We start from the raw sequence: 19,040 nt of genomic DNA, 5'->3' as shown, positions 1-19,040 counted from the left end.
GCCGCCGGTCTGCGGTCCCGCCTGCGCCGCCCGCCAGGCGGCGAGGATGCCCTCCAGCGTGACCGGGGCGCCGAGCAGGCTGTTGACCGTGATCGGCTCGATCACCTGGGCGCTGGCGCTTGCGCGTGCGCCGGCCGCCCCGGCCGGGCCGCCGGCCGCCAGCGCAGGCAGGAGCAGCAACAGGAATATCGCGCGTAGCCGCGCGCAGGCTGGCACCCGGCACCCGGGGCCGCCCATCAGGCCAGGCATGGCGGTCTTCTAGTTGTAGTTGACCGTGACCTGGATCGTGCCGGTGTAGCTGCCCGCGGCCTGCGAGGCGCCCACTGTCACCGCGCCGCCCACGTAGATGTAGGCCGCGCCGGAGTTCAGCGTGCCGGTGGTCGGCGTGCCGGTGGAGACCGGCGTCGGCGCGGCCGTGCCCACCACCTCGGCGAACCAGCTGACCGCCATCGTGTTGCTGCTGGCGTCGGTCAGCACGGTGCTGGAGCCGGTGGCGAAATCGACCGAGAAGGTGTGGTTGGCATCGCCGGTCACGTCGAAGCGGGCCGCCGTCGGGCTGCCGCCGGTCGGCAGGGCGGTGCTGCCGGCCTTGGTCCGCGCGCCGGCGGTGTCCAGCGTGACGACGCCGTTGCCGGCCACCAGCTCGCCGAAGTTCAGGTCGGTGCTCTTGGTGATGGTCATCGGCGTCAGCACGGTGGCCGAGGCATTGGCCGTGGCGCTGGCGGCCCAGGCCACGGGCATGCTGCCCGCAGCCAGAGCGGACGCGGCCGCGATCGACAACAGGTACTGCAACTTCCTCGTGGTCATGGCGACCCTCCTTTCGTTGTACGGCGGCGTGCTCGGTGGCGCGGCGCTCGTGTCCCCCATCGCTGCTGGCGCCCATGGCGCAATGCGGCATGGACGCAAGTTACAGAATCTCACCTGTCAGCTATCGGCCGAAAAGGACGGCACTGAACCATCATTTGGTGCGGAGTGCGCACTCGCATTGTCTAACTTTCAGGCTCGACTGACCGCACCGTTGACAAAACCGGAATGGTGATTTCCTCCACGACTAGTGTTTTCCCTTGGTGTGGACCTATACAGTTACTTCCATGGATGAAGCGAAGCAGAACCCGGTCGGATTCGCCGCTTCGAGCCACTGAAACACTGTTGAGAGGACACCATCATGAAGACCGCTATCGTTTTTGCCGCTGCCCTTCTGTCCGCTGGCGTCGTGTTCGCCGATGCTGCTTCCGCCGACACCGGCAAGACCCGCGCCGAAGTCATCAACGAGCTGGCCCAGGCCCGCGCCAGCGGCGAGCTCGACGCGCTGAACGCCGACCAGTCGGTGCTGTTCCAGACCCAGCGCGCCGCCGCCGTGAACGCCGCCCCGGTCGCCAAGGCCGCGCCGGCCGCCGGCAAGACCCGCGCCCAGGTGCTGGCCGAGCTGCGCGAAGCCCAGAAGAGCGGCGAACTGGCCGCGCTGAACAGCGAAGACCCGATGGCGATCCAGCGCTTCGCCGCCACGCAGGCTGCCAAGAAGGCCGAAGCGCTGGCTGAATAAGCCTGCCGGCCCGGCCGCTGGTTGCCGGACCCACCCGAACGGGGAAGCTCGAAGGAGCTTCCCCGTTTCTCATGCTGGGGCCGGGTCTTGCTCCCTAGCTTGAAGCGCGGCCCGCGTGCATGAAGTCGCGCCGCGCAAGCGCGAGTCCCGGATTCAGGCGATGAAGCGCCGCGCCGCGCTTCCTAGCATCGGCTCACCTTTTTTCTCACTGCGAGGAGTTGAGCGATGAACAAGTACGGCGCCGAGTTTCTGGGCACTTTCTGGCTGGTCCTGGGCGGCTGCGGCAGCGCGGTGCTGGCGGCCGCGTTCCCCGGCGTGGGCATCGGGCTGCTGGGCGTGTCTCTGGCCTTCGGCCTGACGGTGCTGACGATGGCCTTCGCCATCGGCCACATCTCGGGCTGCCACCTGAATCCGGCCGTGTCCATCGGCCTGTGGGCCGGCGGCCGCTTCCCGGGCAGCCAGCTGCTGCCCTATGTCGCCGCCCAGGTGCTGGGCGGGCTGGCCGCCGGCGGCGTGCTGCTGCTGATCGCCAGCGGCAAGGCCGGCTTCGACGTGGCGGCGGGCTTCGCGTCCAACGGCTATGCCGAGCACTCGCCCGGCGGCTATGGCCTGCTGGCGGCGGCGGTCTGCGAGGTCGTGATGACCGCCTTCTTCCTGATCGTCATCATGGGTGCCACCGACAAGCGCGCGCCGGCGGGCTTCGCGCCGATCGCCATCGGCCTGGCGCTGACGCTGATCCACCTGATCAGCATCCCGGTCACCAACACCTCGGTCAACCCGGCGCGCAGCACCGGCGTGGCGGTCTTCGTGGGCGGCTGGGCGGTGGAGCAGCTGTGGCTGTTCTGGCTGGCGCCGATCGTCGGCGCGGTGCTGGGCGCGGGTGCGTACCGCGCGATCGGCGAGAGCCGCTGAACCTGCCCGTCAGCGCGACAGCGCCAGCTTGAGGCCGAAGCCGATCAGCATCGTGCCGGCCACCTTCTCCAGCACCCGCGTGATCAGCGGGTTCTGCCTGAGCCGCTCGGCGAGGCGGTGCGTCAGCAGCGTGACGATCAGGCCGTAGGCGAAGGTCAGCGTCGCGATCGTCGCGGCCATCGCGCCGAAGGTGGACAGGCCCGGATGCGTCGCCGGGTCCACGAACAGCGGGAAGAAGGCCATGTAGAACACGATGGCCTTGGGGTTCAGCAGCGTGATCACCAAGGCCTGCTGGAAGTAGTGCCGCGGCTTGATCTCCAGCACCGGCGCATCGCCCGGCTTGGCCAGCAGCATGCGCAGGCCCAGCCAGGCGAGATAGCCCGCGCCGAGCCACTGCACGGCGGCGAAGGCGGTGGGGTAGGCCGAGAGCAGGGCGGCCACACCGGCGACGGCCGTCCACATCAGCACCTGGTCGCCGGCGATCAGCCCCAGCGTGGCGGCCAGGCCGCCCTTGATGCCGCCCTTGGCGGTCGACGAGATCAGCGCCAGGTTGCCAGGCCCCGGGATCAGCAGGAAGACGATGATGGCGGCGACGAAGGCGCCGTAGTCGGAAATGCCGAACATCAGTAGGTCCTCCCGCCTCGGAAATGCGCATGCTGGCGGCGCTGCAGCGTCGTGCTGCGGCTCATCGCCTCGAAGCTCACCCGCGCGTGGGCATGCATGATCGCCATGCCCAGCGCATCGGCCGCGTCCTTGCCCGGCAGGCCGGGCAGGTTCAGCAGGCGCTGCACCATCGCCTGCACCTGGTCCTTCTTCGCATGGCCGTGGCCGACGATGGCCTTCTTCATCTGCAGCGCGGTGTACTCGGAGACCAGCAGGTCGCTGGCGACCAGGGCGGTCAGCGCCGCGCCGCGGGCCTGGCCCAGCAGCAGCGTGGACTGCGGATTGACGTTGACGAAGATGATCTCCACCGCCGCACACTGCGGCTGGTAGCGGGCCACCACCTCGCGGATGCCGTCGAACAGGATCTTCAGCCGGCCGGGCAGGTCGCCGAGCTCGTGGGCCGTCGTGCGGATCGTGCCGCTGGCCACATAGCTCATGCGCGGGCCGTCGGCGTCGATGACGCCGAATCCCGTCGTTTGCAAACCGGGGTCGATGCCCAGGATCCTCATAGCGAAGCCTTGAAATACCAGCGCACGGAATGGAAGAACACCGGCGCCGCGAAACACATGACCGCCGCCCGGTCCATCAGGCCGATGGCCCCGGTGATGGAGCTGCGGTTGCCCCAGTAGATCACGCCGGCGTCCCGCTTGAGCGCCTTCATCACCAGACCGCCCATCGTGCCCGCGCCGGCGGCGATGACCGCCATCACCAGCGCCTGGCCGGCCTTGAACGGCGTGATCCAGTAGAGCAGCACGCCGGTGATCGCCGCGGCCAGCAGCCCCAGCCACCAGGCCCGCAGCGAGAAGCTGCGGCTGATCCGCCGCGCCACCGGCCGGCGCCGCACCGAGCGGCTCGCCACCTCCTGCACGATCTGCCCCACGCCGACCACCATCACCAGGAAGAACAGCAGGAAGGCGCCGCGCCCCTCGTGGCCCTTGAAGTCCAGCAGCAGCAGGGCCGGCGCGTGCGACAGGCCGTAGACGCAGACCATGATGCCCCACTGGATCTTGGCATTGCGCTCCAGGTAGCGCCGCGGGTCGCCGGCCAGCGCGCTGGCCACCGGGATCGCGACGAAGCCGTAGACCGGGATCAGCACGCTGAACAGGTCGAAGCGGCGCAGGCCCACCAGCACGTACTGCAAGGGCAGCAGCACGAAGAAGGCCAGGATCAGGCTGCGATGGTCGGCGCGCACCGTGTGCATCAGCGTGACGAACTCGCGCAGGATCAAAAAGGAGAACACGCCGAACAGCAGCGTGGAGCCGATCGGCCCGGACACCCAGGCGACCCAGAACATGCAGGAGCCGGCCCACACCGCCTTCAGGTCGCGGCTGAACTGGCGCCAGTTGTCGTCCCGACGCTGGTCGGGCTCGCGCTCCTTCAGCGAGTACAGCAGGGCCCCGATGCTCAGCAGCACCAGCAGGCCGAACAGGATGGCGAACAGCAGCGCCACCTGCTGGCTCGCGGTCCAGTCGCGCAGCGACTTGATGGTGTCGATCATTGCGCCGGCTCCGGTATCGGGCGCTGCGCCAGCACGGCGGCGCGGGCGCGCTCGAGGAACTCGCGCTTGTCCTCGGCCTCGCGCAGCTGCATCGGCTCGCCGAAGGTCACCGTGCACAGGATCGGCACCGGCACCACCTCGCCCTTGGGCATCACGCGCTGTACGTTGTCCACCCAGGTGGGCACCAGCTGCACCTCGGGGAACTGCTGCGCGAGATGGAACAGGCCGGCCTTGAAGGCCTGGGGCTCGCCCTTGCTGGAGCGCGTGCCCTCGGGAAAGATCACCAGCGAGTTGCCGGCGGCCAGCGCCTCGACCAGCGGCTCCAGCGGGTCTTCGTCGGGCGTGGCGCGGGTGCGGCTCACGTAGACCGCGTTGAACACCGCGCTGGTGAGCCAGGTGCGCAGCCTGCTGCCGGTCCAGTAATCGCGGGCGGCGATCGGGCGGGTGACGGCGCGCAGGTCGCCGGGCAGCGCGGCCCAGATCAGCACCCAGTCGAAGTGGCTCTGGTGGTTGGCGAAATAGATGCGCTGCTGGGCGGCGGGCGGGCAGCCCTTCCAGTGGCCCTGCGCGCCGGTGATCAGGCGGGCCAGGCCGGCAAGGAAGAGGCCCGTCGCTTCGGCGAAGGTCATGCGCCGATTATCGACGGGCTCTTCAGGCGCTCAATGGCGGAAGTGGCGCACGCCGGTGAAGACCATGGCGATGCCGCGCTCGTCGGCCGCCTTGATCACCTCGTCGTCGCGCATCGAGCCGCCCGGCTGGATGACGCTGGTGGCGCCGGCATCGGCCAGCACGTCCAGGCCGTCGCGGAACGGGAAGAAGGCGTCGCTGGCGACGGCCGTGCCCTTCAGCGACAGGCTGGCGTGTTCGGCCTTGATGCTGGCGATGCGGGCCGAGTCGAGGCGGCTCATCTGGCCGGCGCCGACGCCCATCGTCATGCCGCCGGCGCAGAACACGATCGCGTTGCTCTTCACGTATTGAGCGACGGTCCAGGCGAACATCAGGTCGTCCAGCTGCTGGGCGGTGGGCTGCAGCTTCGTGACGATCTTCAGGTCTTCGCGCTTCAGGAAGTGGTTGTCTGCGCTCTGGATCAGGATGCCGGAGCCCACGCGCTTGCTGTCCTGCGCGTTGCGGCCCTGCTGCCAGGGCGTGTCGCCGCCCTTGGGCAGCTCGATCTGCAGCAGGCGCACATTGACCTTGGGCGCGAAGATGGCCAGCGCCTCGGCGGTGAAGGCCGGCGCCATCAGCACCTCGACGAACTGCTTGACGACCAGCTCGGCCGCCGCCTTGTCCACCACGCGGTTGAAGGCAATGATGCCGCCGAAGGCGCTGGTCGGGTCGGTCTTGAAGGCCTTGGCATAACTCTCTGCCGCATCGGCGCCGACGGCCACGCCGCAGGGGTTGGCGTGCTTGACGATCACGCAGGCCGGCGCCTCGAAGCTCTTCACGCACTCCCAGGCCGCATCGGCATCGGCGATGTTGTTGTAGCTCAGCTCCTTGCCCTGCAGCTGCTTGCCGGTGACCAGCGAGCCGGGGGCGGGGAACAGGTCGCGGTACAGCGCCGCGCCCTGGTGCGAGTTCTCGCCGTAGCGCAGGTCCTGCACCTTGACGAAGCTGCTGTTCATCTGCGCCGGGAAGGCGTTGTGCGAACCGTCGTCGTTGATCGCGCTCAGGTAGTTGCTGATCGCGGCGTCGTACTGGGCGATGCGGTTGAATGCGGCGACCGAGCAGGCGAAGCGGGTCTTGTCGCTGGTCTTGCCGTGGGTCTTCAGCTCGTCCAGCACGCCGGCGTACTGCGACGCGTCAGTCAGCACCGTCACGTCCTTCCAGTTCTTGGCCGCGCTGCGCACCATCGCCGGGCCGCCGATGTCGATGTTCTCGATCGCGTCCTCCAGCGTGCAGCCGGGCTTGGCGACGGTGGCCTCGAAGGGGTACAGGTTGACGGCCAGGATGTCGATCGTGTCGATGCCGTGCTTCTGGATGGCGGCGACGTGCTCGGGCAGGTCGCGGCGGGCCAGCAGGCCGCCGTGGATCTTCGGGTGCAGCGTCTTCACGCGGCCGTCCAGCATTTCGGGGAAGCCGGTGTGCTCGGCCACCTCGGTGACGGGCAGGCCGGCGTCGGCCAGCAGCTTGGCGGTGCCGCCGGTGGACAGCAGGCGCACGTTCAGCGCGTGCAGCGCCTGCGCGAATTCGAGGATGCCCGTCTTGTCGGACACGGAGATGAGTGCGGTCAGTTGAGTCATGGCGTTAGAGCAGTTTGTGTTCGGTCAGTTTGCGGCGCAGCGTGTTGCGGTTGATGCCCAGCCATTCGGCGGCCTTGCTCTGGTTGCCCTGGGCCTTGGCCATCACGACCTCCAGCAACGGGCGCTCGACGGTGCTGATCAGCATCTCGTGCATCGAGTGCGGTTCCTCGCCGTCGAGGTCGCGGAAGTAGAGCTCCAGGTTCTCGCGGACGCACTGGTCTATCGGTTTCGGGGTCATGCTGTCGTTTCTTCTTCTTCGAGTTGTTGTGCGGCTGCCATGACGGGCAGCCTGTCGTGTTCATCGGCCAGCGCGTCGAACCAGCCGGTCAGCGCGCGGACCTGGTCCTGCGAGCTTTCCAGCAGGTTCATGCGCTGGCGAAATGCCTCGCCGCCGGGCAGGCCGCGCACCGCCCAGCCGATGTGCTTGCGCGCGCTGCGCATGCCGGTGAGTTCGCCGTAGAGGCTGTAGTGGTCGTGCAGGTGCTCGACCAGCCAGTCGCAGGCCTCGCGCACGCCGGGGGCGGGTAGCTCCTCGCCGGTGGCGAGGAAGTGGGCGATCTCGCGGAAGATCCATGGCCGACCCTGGGCGGCGCGGCCGATCATCACTGCGTCGGCGCCGGTCCTGGCCAGCACCTCGCGGGCCTTCTGCGGGGAGTCGATGTCGCCGTTGGCGACGACCGGGATGGCCAGCGCCGCCTTCACCGCGGCAATGGTGTCGTACTCGGCCTCGCCCTTGTAGCCCTGCTCGCGGGTGCGGCCGTGCACGGTGACCATGGCCACGCCGGCGGCCTCGGCGGCGCGGGCGATGTGGATCGCATTCTTCTCGGTGGCGCACCAGCCGGTACGCATCTTCAGCGTCACAGGGACGTCGCCCGCGGCGTCCACCACCGCCGAGATGATCGAGAGCGCCAGCGCCTCGTCCTGCATCAGCGCGGAGCCCGCCCACTTGTTGCAGACCTTCTTGGCCGGGCAGCCCATGTTGATGTCGATGATCTGCGCGCCGCGCTCGATGTTGAAGACGGTGGCCTCGGCCATCATCTGCGCGTCGGTGCCGGCGATCTGCACGGCGATCGGGCCCGGCTCGCCCTCATGGTTGGCCCGGCGCGAGGTCTTCAGGCTGTGCCAGAGATCCTTGCGCGAGGTCACCATCTCGCTGACCGCATAGCCCGCACCCAGCCGGCGGCAGAGCTGCCGGAACGGACGGTCGGTGACGCCGGCCATCGGCGCGACGAACAGGCGGTTCGGCAGCGCGTGAGGCCCGATCTGCACGGGGGCGGACATGGGAAGCGGGGGAGGGGTTCTGCTTAAAAAAGAGGCAGGAGTATACCCGCGCAAGCGATCACTATGATGACCCGCATGGAAGCCTGGCTGACCGACACGATCCACGCGCTGATGGCCCTGCTGGCGCTGCCCCAGGTCGGGCTGACCAGCCTGTTCGTCATCGCCCTGGTCTCGGCGACGCTGCTGCCGCTGGGCTCGGAGCCCGCGGTGATCCTGCTGGTGACGGCCAATCCGGCGATGTTCTGGCCGGCCATCGTCGTGGCCACCATCGGCAACACGATCGGCGGGGCGATCAGCTGGTGGATGGGCTGGGGCGCCGAGCGGGCCTACGAGCACGCCCGCCATCGCCCGCCACCCAATGCGCGTGCGCTCGCCTGGCTGCAGCGCTTCGGCGCCCGGGCCTGCCTGCTGAGCTGGCTGCCGCTGGTGGGCGACCCGCTGTGCGCCGTGGCCGGCTGGCTGCGGCTGCCCTTCTGGCCCTGCGTGCTCTACATGGCCATCGGCAAGTTCCTGCGCTACATGGTGATGACGGCCGCGGCGGTTTGGGTACTCTGACCTTCGTCATGCCCGGCGGGCCGCTTCACAATCGCCGGCCATGACGCTCAATTCCAACGCCCCCGCCTATCAGGAACTCACCCGCCGCTGGACGCGCATGCACCGGCTCTCCCACCTGCAGGACATTGCCAGCTGGGACCAGGCCGCGCTGATGCCCGCCAAGGGCAACGAGGCCCGCTCGCTGGCCCTGGCCGAGATGGGCGGGCTGCTGCACGAACTGATCACCGAGCCCGCGCTGAAGGGTTCGCTCGATGCTGCGGCCGGTGAACCGCTGGGCGAGGACGAGCGCGCCAACCTGCGCGAGATGCGCCGCGCCTGGCATGCGGCTAACGCGTTACCTCAGCGGCTGGTGGAGGCCAAGTCGCTGGCCGCTTCGCGCTGCGAACATGCCTGGCGCACCCAGCGCCAGGCCAACGACTGGGCGGGCTACCTGCCGGGGCTGCGCGAGGTGGTGGCGCTGGCGCGCGAGGAGGCGCGCTGCCTGTCCGACAGCAGCGGCCTGGCGCCTTACGACGCGCTGATGGACCAGTACGAGCCCGGCATGCGCGCCGCGGAGGTGGACCGCCTGTTCGGCGAACTGCGCCAGTGGCTGCCCGCGATGATCCGCGAGGTGCAGGCGAAGCAGCAGGCCGAGCCGGCCGTGATCCAGCCGGTGGGCCCGTTCGCCAAGGAGGCCCAGCGCGCGCTGGGCGCGGATGCGATGCGCCTGCTGGGCTTCGACTTCGAGGCCGGGCGGATGGACGAGAGCGCCCACCCCTTCTGCGGTGGCGTGCCCGAAGATGTGCGCATGACCACCCGCTACGCGCCGGACAGCTTCCTCTCCGCGCTGATGGGCACGATCCACGAGACCGGCCATGGCCGCTACGAGCAGCGCCTGCCGCGCCAGTGGCTGGGCCAGCCGGTGGCGCGGGCCCGCTCGATGGGTCTGCATGAGAGCCAGAGCCTGTCCTTCGAGATGCAGCTGGGCAGCCACCCGGCGTTCGCGGAACTGCTGGCGCCGCTGCTGGTGAAGCACTTCGGCTCGCAGCCGGTCTTCGAGCCGGGCAATCTGTACCGGCTGCTCACGCGCGTCAGCCCCGGCCTGATCCGCGTGGACGCCGACGAGGTCAGCTACCCCGCCCATGTGATCCTGCGCTACGAGATCGAGCGGGCGCTGGTCGAGGGCAGCATCGAGTGCGAGGACATCCCCGCGCTGTGGGACGAGAAGATGATGGAGCTGCTGGGCCTGGACACCCGCGGCAACTACAAGGACGGCTGCATGCAGGACGTCCACTGGGGCGCCGGCCTGATCGGCTACTTCCCCTGCTACACGCTGGGCGCGATGTATGCGGCGCAATGGTTCGCGACGATGCGCCGCGAGCGGCCCGAGCTGGATGCCGGCATTGCCCGCGGCGAGCTGGCGCCGGTGTTCGCGTGGCTGGAAGAGCGCATCTGGAGCCAGGGCAGCCGCTGGGAAACGCCGGAGCTGGTGCGGCGCGCCAGCGGCGAGGCGGCCTTGAATCCGGCGCACTTCCGCGCCCATCTTCAGGCGCGCTACCTGGGCTGAGCTCAGCGGCCCGCAGGCGGCTCCCAGAGCTCGATCTTGTTGCCGTCCGGGTCGACGACCCAGCCGAACTTGCCCAGCTCGGATTCGTCGATCTTGTCCTCGACCTGGCAGCCCTCGGCACGCAGCGCGGCCAGCAGGCCATGCAGGTCTGCCACGCGATAGTTCACCATGAAGGACGCCTCGCTCGGCGCGAAGTAGCTGGTGTCCGCGCTGAAGGGGCTCCAGACGGTGGTGCCGGTGCCGCTGGGGTTGTCCTCGGACACCCAGCGGAACACGCTGCCGCCCCAGGGCTCGAGCGTGACGCCGAGATGGTCGCGGTACCACGCGGACAAGGCCTTGGGATCCTTGGACTTGAAGAAGATGCCGCCGATGCCGGTCACGCGTTTCATGGTGGTGATCTCCGATGCGAGCGTTGAAGGGGAGAAGCTCGCCGGCATGCTATCGCCTCGCGGATCGTCAACGGCGACGATCCAAAGCAAAAGAGCCCAAGCGCTTGCTGCACTTGGGCTCTGTTGTCTTCTTGTCTGGTCGGGGTGAGAGGATTCGAACCTCCGGCCTCTACGTCCCGAATAGCAACCTAGCACTCCAGGAGCCCTGCCTCAAAAAAGGTGGGTCTAGGAAAATCAACAGGTTAGCACATGGCTTCCCGGTTTTTCCATCGGTTTCCGGTGCCTTCTTTCGGCGGTTCGTGGCACAGATTTGGCACAGAACCGCCCAAGCGCGTGAGCGCACAGGGTGGTCAAGCAGGCCGGCGCGGCCGCGCGCGAGGGGCCAGGTGTGTGGACGTCACAAGGCCTCCGGTGGCGGTCATTTCTTGGTGCTTCAGGGCGCGTGAACTACGGCACGGAAACCCGCCCAATGACGCCTGTCAGGGCGTCCGGGGAGGCTAGAGTGATAACACCCATTCATTCGCATAAAAGAGAAGTTAGGACTTCAGTCTGCCGAGCTACGGCTCAAGGCTCTTTAACAATTTGCGCGCGAGCATCCACCGGCATCCCCGCTGTCACCGGACCCGATTGCTGACTCGCTGCCGATTCGCCGGGAAAGTGCGACCGTGCTGCCAGGACCATGTGGCTCTGGCGCCATCCAGCAAGGCCCGTCGCCTTGCTGTCCCGAGCGCCGTTATGGCGCTCGGAGTCTCGAACACACGCTGCGGGTGCAGCGGGTAGTTCACCCCCTCAAGAAAAACGAAACTTCTTCGCCCCGCTGGCAGCGCTAACGGGGCTGCGGTCTTCATAGCGCGCGGTTCTCGCGCCTCTGAGACCTTGCAGGTCTTGCCTGGAGCGCCACGCCGCTACGGGCTCGTCGGCTATTGGCTGGCACCTGTTTTTTCCTTCATCTGATGGCCGTACGCCGCGGCGCGTTGCATTCGCAACGGTGGCGTATCCGCCCGTCCGGCGCGCAATCCGCGCGTCATCCCAAAAACTTGGCCAGCGTCGACGACGGTGGCCATTCAGCACGTACCAAAACAACTATGAGTGCAAATATTCTGAATATTGACGGCGTTCCCATGAGCGCCCAACCGAAAAACGCCGAAGGCGGCTTCCGCGCTCTCGGCGTGTCAGGCGGCAAGTTGGCCGTCTTCACCAACCTCGACAAGCATGTCTATCTGCTCAGTCCTTCGGACCTGAAGGAGATGAACATGAAGGCGCTGTTTGGTGCTTCTTGGTGCTCGGAGCACTATGACGATTTCGACGAGAAGAAGGGTGAGTGGGTGTTCAATCACCGTCGGCTGGCGACCGCGGTCATCGCTGCTTGCCAAGCGGCAGGCCCGTACTCCGAAACGCTTGAGCGGCGCGTTGGGGTTTGGAAAACGAGCGATGGACAACTGCTTATCAATGGCCGAGAGCTCTGGCGCCCGGATGGCTCCGTGTTGGAACATGGCATCCACGAAGGTCGCGTGTACCCGGCCACCGGGGATGCGGGCTTTGACCGGCATACGCCGGAAGCGACAGAGGCCGAGGTCCAGCACGTGCTGGCGGCGTTCAACTCCCCGGATTGGATTCATCCGATGGGCGGCGAACTCGTTCTTGGCTTCCTGGGCGTAGGCATCGTCTCGGCGGCGCTGCGCCGTCGGCCACATCTGCTAATGACTGGCCCAGCCGCTTGCGGCAAGTCGACCGTCCTTGAGTACGTCCGCTGGCTCATGGGCAATCTGGCGTACAGCTGCACGGGCCCTCAAACCCTTGCGGCGTTCTATCAAAGCCTCGGGGGGACCTCCAAGGTCGTCGCGAACGACGAGTTCGAGGCCGACCCGACGCGTAAAGCTTGTCGCGACACCTTCGAGATTGCCCGGATGTCGTACAGCCTCCAGGAAGGCGATGAAGGCATCGTGCGCGGCACCGTCACCGGCAAGGCGAGGAGCTACAGGTTCTTCTGCCCGTTCATTGCGGCGGGCATCAGTCCGGGAAAGATGGAACCCGCAGACCTGACGCGATGGGTCATCCTCGAAGCCAAGGGCAAGCCCTCCGGCGGTCGTCTGACCGAGGCCCAGGCGAGGGACCTCGGACCCAAGCTGGCCAGGCTGTTTGTCAACCGTTGGAGCGTCTTCCAGGCGTCTGAAGAATTGGTGCGCCAGCACATCCTCGCCAAAGGCGGCGACGGCCGCGTCGCGGATACCGTGGGCACCTTCCTGGCAGCCTATTGGGCCTTCGTGTCCGACAAGGCCGCCACGGACGACGATGCTGAGTTCCTGGTGGGCATGCTGGGCATCGAAGACCGCATCGCCCAACATCAGGTCAGCGACGAACTGCAGTGTATGGAAGCACTGATGACCAAGGTCGTGCCGTTCAAGGTCATGGCTGGACCAGCGCTGGTGTCCCGGAACCTGGCTATCGGCCAAGCCGTCGAAATGGTCTGCAAGGACCCGACCGGCCAACCTGATGTGGTTGCCCGCCTTGCCCAACTGGGCATGCGTGTCTCGGTCGGGAAGGGCAAGTGGTCCATGTACGTTACCAACTCACCCATGCACCAAGAGCTGCGTCGGCTGTTCAGCGGTACGAAATGGTCGACTGGGGGCTGGGGAGTCGTTCTCCGGCGCCTGCCTGGCGGCGAGGAGAGCACGCAGCGAATCGGCGCCGGCATGCCTCCGTCGAAGGTCACGGTCTTTGATATCCCGACGCATCTTCTGCCCCTAGACGAGACCGATGACGACCTGCCCATGGCCGCCTAACGAAGCGTAGGCGGTGCGCGGGTCAGTCCGCCAGCGCCTTGAGGAGACCTGTTCCACGCAAGATAACCGACGGAGTAGACATTGAAGTTCTCGTACCGCGCCACGCTTGTCGACCGCCAGACCGGTCGCTTGCGGAACACCACCACGACCATCGACACCGACACCTGGCTTGACCGCATCGCCGACCCTGCCCATCAGCTCTACGGCAACGCTTTGGAAATGGTGCAGAAGAACCTGGCGCCCTATGCCCGCGACGAGGAGGTCGACAACTTCTCGGCGATGTACTTTCGGACCTATGAGGGGTGGCGAGAATTCAACGTCGTCCTGGTGTTCGAGTACGCCATGTACATGTGGGCGGAGTACAAGGCTGGCAGGATTTCGAGCATGGTCTGGGCGGCGGTGCTGTCGGTGGCGTGGCAAGCGGGGGCACGCGGAATGATGGCCTGCGTGGTCCTCTCGGCTGAGGACGTTCGGCAGATGTTCCTGGCGGCGGACCGCCATACGTTGCTGGACCATTCTTCGAGTGAAGACGAAGACATGAACGAGCTTTACGAAAGCCTGCCCGAAACGTTCACGGTCTACCGGGGTGTGTCGACCGGAATCGACCATTTCGAGGACGGCTTCTCGTGGACGCGTGATGTGAACGAGCCACTGCGATTCGCCAAACTGAATTGCCAGTCGAAGAAGGAAATTCCGGGCTTCATCACGGCGACTATCCGCAAAGAGGCCGTTCTGGGCCTGTTTGCCTTTGAAGGCGAGGTAGTCGTCGACCCCGCCGTCCCCAAGTCGAATGTGCGCAAGGAGTTCCTGCGCGGCAATGAACTCCGCAAGTTCCACAAGCAGTTCGACGTGCAGGCCAATACCCAAGACCTCCTTCAGAACTGGGCATTTCGTTAGTTGGTCCCTTTACGTCACGAAGTCGCCCGTGCACCAAGAGCTGCGTCGGCTGTTCAGCTGTACGAAATGGTCGACCGGGGGGCAGGGGCGTCGTCCTCCGGCGGCTGACTGGCGGCGAGGAGAGCACTCAGCGAATCGGCGCAGGCAAGCCTCCGTCGAAGGTCACGGTCTTTGATATCCCGACGCAGCTGCTACCCGCTGACGGGGCCGATGACGACATGCCCATGGCCGCCTAACAAGGCGTAGGCGCTGCGCGGGTCAGTCCGCCAGCGCCTTGAGCAGGGCGTCGCGGCCATCTTGGTAGAACTCGATGTCGAGCTTGGTGGCCATTTCGTCCGACAGGTCGAACAGCTGACGTCGGCATGCCACCGGCAGGAGCAGCGATTTCGCCCCCTTCTCGACGGCGAGCTCCGCCAGCGTCACAGCGTTGTGCACTGGCTCGATGGTGCCGCCGAGCGTCACTTCGCCGACGACGACCAGCCCGCCACGCACGGACTTCTTCAGCAAGGCACTGGACAGCGCGACCAGCGCCGCGACGCCGGTCTTCGCTCCCGACTTGGCTGCGTCGAATCCACGCAGTTGCACCGAGAACTCATGTGACCGCGGGTCACGGTCGCCGACCAGTTGCTGTGCGCGGGCGTATAGGTTCTGCTCTGCGCAGCGAATCGACTCCTTGAACGGCGCCGGCACAGGGTTGTTGAGGACCCGCACGCCACTGCCGGGGCCTTCGGTAGCCTCAAGGCGGAACAGACCCGGATGTTCGTCGTGGCCACCGGGGCTCAGCGCCCAAATCTGCCCGCACTCCAGCGGTTCGTCGCCGATGCCCCCTTGGCTTTGCAGCTCTGGCGTGCTGACGAACTTCTCGACGCCCTCGGCGCCCACGGTATAGCTGAAGTGCGTGTTGCGGAACTCTGCTGCGCCGATGCGCTTCTGTTGTTCCTTGACCCGACGTCGTACCTCAAGAGCCAGTCGCACCGCCCATTCCAGGTCTTCGTCGCTCACCTGTTTTTCGGCGTTAGGGTGCAGCAGCTTCAGCAGCCCGCTGACAGTCTTGTTGACCCCGTTGAGGTCTCGCCCAGACAAGGCACCACCCCACCGAACTCGCCCTTGGAGGGCGGAAACCCTGCTCTGATTGCGCAGCTGCGTGAAGCACTCGGACAGGAAGTCGCTAACCAAACCGAAGTGCGCGGTGAACAGCGCTGGGTTCAGCTTGGGGACATCCCAGCCTGGCAGAAAGCAGTGGATGCGGTCCATGAAGGCCGTGTCATCGCGCATCTCTGGCGGCAACGGACCGAACAGATGACCAATACGCTGCTGGTGTTCAACATCGACGTCGAAGTTGCCGACGAGGACGATGGACCCGTCCGCTCGAATGCTCTCCTTGCCGCGGGAGAACTCGCCGCTCTCCATGTAGCCCTTCATGATGTTGACGCCATCCTTCTGGTCGAAGGAAACGCCCGATACCTCATCGAAGCACACCACGTCGTACTGGCAGACCAGCCCGCGCTGGCCGTTGGCGTTGTTGACGAACATGCGGGCGACCGTCGCCTTGCCGCCGGAAATGAGGTGAGCGTAAGGCGACACCTGCTGGAACAAGTGAGACTTGCCCGTGCCTCGCGGTCCGAGTTCCACCAGGTTGTAGTTGCGCTCGACGAACGGAATCATGCGCAGCAGCAGCGCATCCTTGGCTCGCTCTGGCAGGGTCTCAGGCTCGAACCCGACGCTGCGCAGCAGCAGGTCGCGCCACTCGGCCGTCGTGAACTGTTCGCGCCCCTTGGACAATACATCCAGCACCTCGCGCTTCGACAGCTGGATGGCACGAAGTGCTTCGACGCCGAACGGACGTCCGCCTTTTTCTTGGGCGATGGAGGCGTCGTAGCCGAGTGTGACCTCAGCATAGAAGCCCCCAGTCAGCATGCGCTCGTTCTCCTTCACCATCTCTGGTGTTACGCGAACATCCGTCAGGCGCAGACTGGGGAGGGAGGCGATGTAGGAGTCGGTCTTCGCATCTAGTCGTGCGGTGATGATGTCGATGACCTTCACGGAACCCGACTCACGGGCTCGTGCTTTGAACAGCTCCTCCTCGCCCGCCTTGACCGTTCGAGAGCCCAACTGGCGTTGAACGATGTCCAGCCCCTCCTGGATTTCCGCCTCGTCGGTGGTGGCGCAGTAGCGGCCCAACAAGAACTCGACCACGTAAGTAGGCACAGGGAACTGACGGCTGAAGGTCCGGACCAGGTCCTTCCGCACCACGTAGCCTTCGAAGGCTGAGGTCGCCCTCCCGTCCAAGTCGTCGAGTTGCATCGTCAATCACCAATCTGCGACCTGAAGAGGGCCGGTCGCCCGCACACGCACTGTCTTTGTCGATACCAAGTAACGAGGTAACACCTCGCGCCTTGCACTCTTAACCGCCTACGGTTGTCGCCTGCTTCTGCACGACCTGCCCGTCGGCGGCGAGCACAACCACCACCGCGGCCACGCCCAGGTTGTCGTCATCGGCCACAGCCACGCTGGCCTTGCCGGCTTCCACAGGTTTGGCGCTCGCCGCAAGGGTAGAGGATGCCAGCGCAGGCTTGGTGCGCACGTCGACCACCGAACCTGCCATCGCGCCCTCGACCTCGACAACGCAGCGCAAGCCCTTCCAAGTGATGGACTTGATGGTGACCGGTTTCTGAGAAGCTTGAGTCGCCAAAACAACGTCGAGCACGGGCACCAAGCATTCCTGCAAACTCAGTCCACCGTGAGCGTAGGCGGCACCTGCAACGAACGACGACACGCCGGGCGCGTACGCCACTTGCACATCTCTGCACCAATCCCAGCCGAACGTCAGCGGCGTGCCATGCGCCGTGTTCTTCAAAACGGCGCACCGTCCCCATCGGGTCTCAGCCTGGTGCTTGGGCAACTCTGTCTTGGGCAGTCCGCCTGGCAACAGCAACCAGCCGTGGTCGGTCACGATGCGCAGTTGACGCCAACCCGCATCTCGCAGCTCTTGCGCACGCTCGATGACCTGCGCCAGTTGCGTGTCCATGTCTCGGGCCAATCGCACCTCGTGCTGGTGACCATAGTGGTCCAGGTCGCCAGCTTCTGTCCATGCGCGGCCGGTGGGGTCGCCTGACTCGTGCTTGTCCAAACACTGGATGCCGCTATCGACCAGCAGCTTGCGGAGGTTGGGGTTGGACAATGGTCGCCCGTCCGCCAAAACGCGCGGCACAAACTCAACGTCGTCCGCTCGGCCGCCCACCAGGCCTGCCACAGGCGAGCACCACACCTTTCCAGACGCGGTGACGGAGGGCATGCTCGTCCAGCGCGCCGTCAACTTGGTGCTGCCCATCACCCGCAGCTTCTCCATCAGGCGCTGTGCGATGTCATACCGCAAGCCGTCGACGAAGATGGTGCAGGTACCTGCCTCGGTTTTGGCGAGGTCAGGCGCAGCAGCCAGCTGCGGCAGACCCCCGGCCTGCTTCATGGTGTCTTGCAGACGTTGCGCCGCTTCCTCCAGCCATGGCAGATAGACAGAACGCACGGCGGCACCGACGGCATCACCGTCCGCCTTTGTCTGCACAGAGCCCATCGCGCGAGTGGCTGCGTCGTCGACTTGCCAACCCGACTGCTGGTAACTTGCTGCAAGTGCCTCCGTGCTGTTGCCAATCGGTGCCGCCACCGTGAGCTCGGCCAGCCGCGATAGATGCCCCAGCGCCGTAGCGAGTGGTGACAAGCCCATGCAAGACCAGAGCCAATCGCGCCTGCCCGCATGCTCTTTCTCGGCAACAAGGATGGCGGCCCGCCCCTGAGCCGCGTCCATCGCTGCACATGCTGAAAGTGCGTAGCGCAGGCGCGCCTCATCTTGCTCGTTGACCTGGGGATAGCCGGCCAGTTGGTCGGGGTCCGGAAACAAGCCCATGTCCGGTGGCTGCACGCTCCGCAACAACAGCAGGACATCAGGGAAGCTCGTGTACGAGTCTCTGTAGATATCGGCTACTGCAGCCCACTTGCCGTCACGGCGGGCCAGCTTTTCGGCGGCCACAAGTGGGCCTTCGCTGACCAGGTCCAGTCCGAAGTCTGATTTCGCGAGCTTGCGGAACACATCCCAACGTACGCCTGCCCATTCCTGCTGGATGGCCTGGGGGGCATTCATCCAGACCAGCATGTCGCGCGTTGGGTTGGGCGTCAGCAAGCTACGCAGCCATTCGGCATTGATTTGCCTGCTTTGCAGTTCGTCAATCTGCCGGTCGAGCAGTAAACCGGCCGTCAGCACCTGAGCCAGCGCCTCCTGAGTCTCGCGGTCCTGCGCGACATCGAGGCCCAGGCCCCCGCTCTTGGACGTCAGGAACGCGTTGACGGTCCAGTCCTTTCCGTTGCTCTGACCCCAGAACACTCCCCGGTACTGAAGCTCCGCCAGCGGCTGCAGGTCGCGTGGGCATGACTCGATGGCCCTCAGGTCTGATTTGCTGACCCCCGGCAGATAGACGACCGGAATGGTCGTCGGAGCCTCGTCAGCCAGCGCTCCCCCGATGACGGTCTTCAGCCAGATGCTGGGACCTTGGCTCTCAGTGGGGGCGTAGTCGCCGAGCGTGAAGAGTCTCGGAACGGCGTCGGCCAGCGAGGACACGACCTTCTGCCATTGACGGTCAGGGTCCGGCCAAAGAACGGCAGCCGGTGTGGTCATCAGGGACCGGTTGACCTTCGCCGCAGCCGACAAGGCTTCTGCAAGTTTTGACTTGAGGTTCATATGC

18 protein-coding genes are annotated in these 19,040 nt (G+C 66.2%); 6 read left to right on the top strand and 12 right to left on the bottom strand.

The features are described from left to right. Positions 1 to 180, bottom strand: a 180-nt coding sequence (locus tag B0W88_RS00985; RefSeq protein ID WP_144006527.1) for a hypothetical protein, incomplete at its 3' end; no start/stop codon positions are given. A gap of 78 nt (positions 181 to 258) precedes the next feature. Continuing rightward, positions 259 to 807 carry a DUF4402 domain-containing protein gene (locus B0W88_RS00980; RefSeq protein ID WP_077032772.1) on the bottom strand — a complete coding sequence of 183 codons (549 nt, stop codon included), beginning with the start codon at positions 805 to 807 and terminating at the stop codon, positions 259 to 261. Between the two features lie 358 nt (positions 808 to 1,165). Here B0W88_RS00980 and B0W88_RS00975 point away from each other — a divergent pair, with 358 nt between their 5' ends. Both B0W88_RS00975 and aqpZ read left to right on the top strand, forming a co-directional pair. Then, the gene (locus B0W88_RS00975; RefSeq protein WP_077032771.1) at positions 1,166 to 1,543 is read left to right on the top strand and encodes a DUF4148 domain-containing protein; all 378 of its coding nucleotides are present in this window, start codon (positions 1,166 to 1,168) and stop codon (positions 1,541 to 1,543) included. Positions 1,544 to 1,768: 225 nt separating this feature from the next. Next, complete coding sequence (gene aqpZ, locus B0W88_RS00970) at positions 1,769 to 2,455, top strand: aquaporin Z (RefSeq protein WP_077032770.1); 687 nt, start codon at positions 1,769 to 1,771, stop codon at positions 2,453 to 2,455. 9 nt (positions 2,456 to 2,464) lie between these two features. On the opposite strand, the gene B0W88_RS00965 is transcribed toward aqpZ, so the two are convergent. Genes B0W88_RS00965 through dusB form a run of 7 tightly spaced genes read right to left on the bottom strand, consistent with a single transcriptional unit; the run spans position 2,465 to position 8,137 of the window. Continuing rightward, positions 2,465 to 3,079 (bottom strand): LysE family transporter, encoded by a 615-nt coding sequence (locus tag B0W88_RS00965; protein ID WP_077032769.1) that lies wholly within the window; start codon positions 3,077 to 3,079, stop codon positions 2,465 to 2,467. Next, positions 3,079 to 3,627, bottom strand: coding sequence for a crossover junction endodeoxyribonuclease RuvC (gene ruvC, locus B0W88_RS00960; RefSeq protein ID WP_077032768.1), 549 nt, complete (start codon positions 3,625 to 3,627; stop codon positions 3,079 to 3,081). Before ruvC ends, B0W88_RS00965 begins: the two co-directional genes overlap by 1 nt. Further along, positions 3,624 to 4,616: a phosphatidate cytidylyltransferase gene (locus B0W88_RS00955; protein ID WP_083748474.1), complete on the bottom strand. Its 993-nt coding sequence runs from the start codon at positions 4,614 to 4,616 to the stop codon at positions 3,624 to 3,626. Before B0W88_RS00955 ends, ruvC begins: the two co-directional genes overlap by 4 nt. Next, on the bottom strand, positions 4,613 to 5,245 hold the full coding sequence (locus B0W88_RS00950) for a 1-acyl-sn-glycerol-3-phosphate acyltransferase (protein WP_077032767.1): 633 nt from the start codon (positions 5,243 to 5,245) through the stop codon (positions 4,613 to 4,615). The genes B0W88_RS00955 and B0W88_RS00950 overlap by 4 nt, the downstream gene beginning before the upstream one ends. 30 nt (positions 5,246 to 5,275) lie before the next feature. Beyond that, positions 5,276 to 6,856 carry a bifunctional phosphoribosylaminoimidazolecarboxamide formyltransferase/IMP cyclohydrolase gene (gene purH / locus B0W88_RS00945; RefSeq protein ID WP_077032766.1) on the bottom strand — a complete coding sequence of 527 codons (1,581 nt, stop codon included), beginning with the start codon at positions 6,854 to 6,856 and terminating at the stop codon, positions 5,276 to 5,278. A gap of 4 nt (positions 6,857 to 6,860) precedes the next feature. After that, positions 6,861 to 7,094, bottom strand: a complete 234-nt coding sequence (locus B0W88_RS00940) for a Fis family transcriptional regulator (protein ID WP_077032765.1) — start codon at positions 7,092 to 7,094, stop codon at positions 6,861 to 6,863. Beyond that, entirely contained in the window at positions 7,091 to 8,137 is a 1,047-nt protein-coding gene (gene dusB, locus B0W88_RS00935; protein WP_077032764.1) for a tRNA dihydrouridine synthase DusB, read from the bottom strand. The genes B0W88_RS00940 and dusB overlap by 4 nt, the downstream gene beginning before the upstream one ends. Positions 8,138 to 8,212: 75 nt before the next feature. On the opposite strand from dusB, the gene B0W88_RS00930 reads away from it, so the two are divergent. Together B0W88_RS00930 and B0W88_RS00925 are read left to right on the top strand one after the other, a co-directional pair. Further along, positions 8,213 to 8,692, top strand: a complete 480-nt coding sequence (locus B0W88_RS00930) for a YqaA family protein (protein WP_077032776.1) — start codon at positions 8,213 to 8,215, stop codon at positions 8,690 to 8,692. Between the two features lie 40 nt (positions 8,693 to 8,732). Then, complete coding sequence (locus B0W88_RS00925) at positions 8,733 to 10,238, top strand: carboxypeptidase M32 (protein ID WP_077032763.1); 1,506 nt, start codon at positions 8,733 to 8,735, stop codon at positions 10,236 to 10,238. 2 nt (positions 10,239 to 10,240) lie between these two features. Here B0W88_RS00925 and B0W88_RS00920 read toward each other — a convergent pair whose 3' ends face one another. Continuing rightward, a complete protein-coding gene (locus tag B0W88_RS00920) occupies positions 10,241 to 10,627 on the bottom strand; it encodes a VOC family protein (protein WP_077032762.1) in 387 nt (128 codons plus the stop codon). 1,121 nt (positions 10,628 to 11,748) lie between these two features. Between B0W88_RS00920 and B0W88_RS00915 the strand changes: the two genes are divergently transcribed. Beyond that, a complete protein-coding gene (locus B0W88_RS00915; RefSeq protein ID WP_233151583.1) occupies positions 11,749 to 13,410 on the top strand; it encodes a hypothetical protein in 1,662 nt (553 codons plus the stop codon). Between the two features lie 81 nt (positions 13,411 to 13,491). Further along, the gene (locus B0W88_RS00910) at positions 13,492 to 14,307 is read left to right on the top strand and encodes a hypothetical protein (RefSeq protein WP_077032760.1); all 816 of its coding nucleotides are present in this window, start codon (positions 13,492 to 13,494) and stop codon (positions 14,305 to 14,307) included. A gap of 258 nt (positions 14,308 to 14,565) precedes the next feature. On the opposite strand, the gene brxL is transcribed toward B0W88_RS00910, so the two are convergent. After that, positions 14,566 to 16,611 (bottom strand): protease Lon-related BREX system protein BrxL, encoded by a 2,046-nt coding sequence (brxL, locus tag B0W88_RS00905; protein ID WP_198937735.1) that lies wholly within the window; start codon positions 16,609 to 16,611, stop codon positions 14,566 to 14,568. 100 nt (positions 16,612 to 16,711) lie between these two features. Further along, positions 16,712 to 19,036 carry a BREX-1 system phosphatase PglZ type B gene (pglZ, locus tag B0W88_RS00900; RefSeq protein WP_077032758.1) on the bottom strand — a complete coding sequence of 775 codons (2,325 nt, stop codon included), beginning with the start codon at positions 19,034 to 19,036 and terminating at the stop codon, positions 16,712 to 16,714. Positions 19,037 to 19,040 lie beyond the last annotated feature (4 nt).

The sequence above is a fragment of the Pelomonas sp. KK5 genome, from assembly GCF_001984095.1.
In the GTDB taxonomy this organism is placed as follows: Bacteria; Pseudomonadota; Gammaproteobacteria; order Burkholderiales; family Burkholderiaceae_C; genus KK5.
This window is presented reverse-complemented; position numbering and strand designations above follow the sequence as displayed.

What these genes read in the sequence shown, in the direction of transcription:
- B0W88_RS00930 (WP_077032776.1), top strand. Translation starts at nt 8,213, where the DNA reads ATGGAAGCCTGGCTGACCGACACGATCCACGCGCTGATGGCCCTGCTG.
- pglZ (WP_077032758.1), bottom strand. Translation starts at nt 19,036, where the DNA reads ATGAACCTCAAGTCAAAACTTGCAGAAGCCTTGTCGGCTGCGGCGAAG.
- B0W88_RS00955 (WP_083748474.1), bottom strand. Translation starts at nt 4,616, where the DNA reads ATGATCGACACCATCAAGTCGCTGCGCGACTGGACCGCGAGCCAGCAG.
- dusB (WP_077032764.1), bottom strand. Translation starts at nt 8,137, where the DNA reads ATGTCCGCCCCCGTGCAGATCGGGCCTCACGCGCTGCCGAACCGCCTG.
- B0W88_RS00950 (WP_077032767.1), bottom strand. Translation starts at nt 5,245, where the DNA reads ATGACCTTCGCCGAAGCGACGGGCCTCTTCCTTGCCGGCCTGGCCCGC.
- B0W88_RS00965 (WP_077032769.1), bottom strand. Translation starts at nt 3,079, where the DNA reads ATGTTCGGCATTTCCGACTACGGCGCCTTCGTCGCCGCCATCATCGTC.
- B0W88_RS00940 (WP_077032765.1), bottom strand. Translation starts at nt 7,094, where the DNA reads ATGACCCCGAAACCGATAGACCAGTGCGTCCGCGAGAACCTGGAGCTC.
- purH (WP_077032766.1), bottom strand. Translation starts at nt 6,856, where the DNA reads ATGACTCAACTGACCGCACTCATCTCCGTGTCCGACAAGACGGGCATC.
- ruvC (WP_077032768.1), bottom strand. Translation starts at nt 3,627, where the DNA reads ATGAGGATCCTGGGCATCGACCCCGGTTTGCAAACGACGGGATTCGGC.
- B0W88_RS00980 (WP_077032772.1), bottom strand. Translation starts at nt 807, where the DNA reads ATGACCACGAGGAAGTTGCAGTACCTGTTGTCGATCGCGGCCGCGTCC.
- B0W88_RS00925 (WP_077032763.1), top strand. Translation starts at nt 8,733, where the DNA reads ATGACGCTCAATTCCAACGCCCCCGCCTATCAGGAACTCACCCGCCGC.
- aqpZ (WP_077032770.1), top strand. Translation starts at nt 1,769, where the DNA reads ATGAACAAGTACGGCGCCGAGTTTCTGGGCACTTTCTGGCTGGTCCTG.
- brxL (WP_198937735.1), bottom strand. Translation starts at nt 16,611, where the DNA reads ATGCAACTCGACGACTTGGACGGGAGGGCGACCTCAGCCTTCGAAGGC.
- B0W88_RS00915 (WP_233151583.1), top strand. Translation starts at nt 11,749, where the DNA reads ATGAGCGCCCAACCGAAAAACGCCGAAGGCGGCTTCCGCGCTCTCGGC.
- B0W88_RS00975 (WP_077032771.1), top strand. Translation starts at nt 1,166, where the DNA reads ATGAAGACCGCTATCGTTTTTGCCGCTGCCCTTCTGTCCGCTGGCGTC.
- B0W88_RS00920 (WP_077032762.1), bottom strand. Translation starts at nt 10,627, where the DNA reads ATGAAACGCGTGACCGGCATCGGCGGCATCTTCTTCAAGTCCAAGGAT.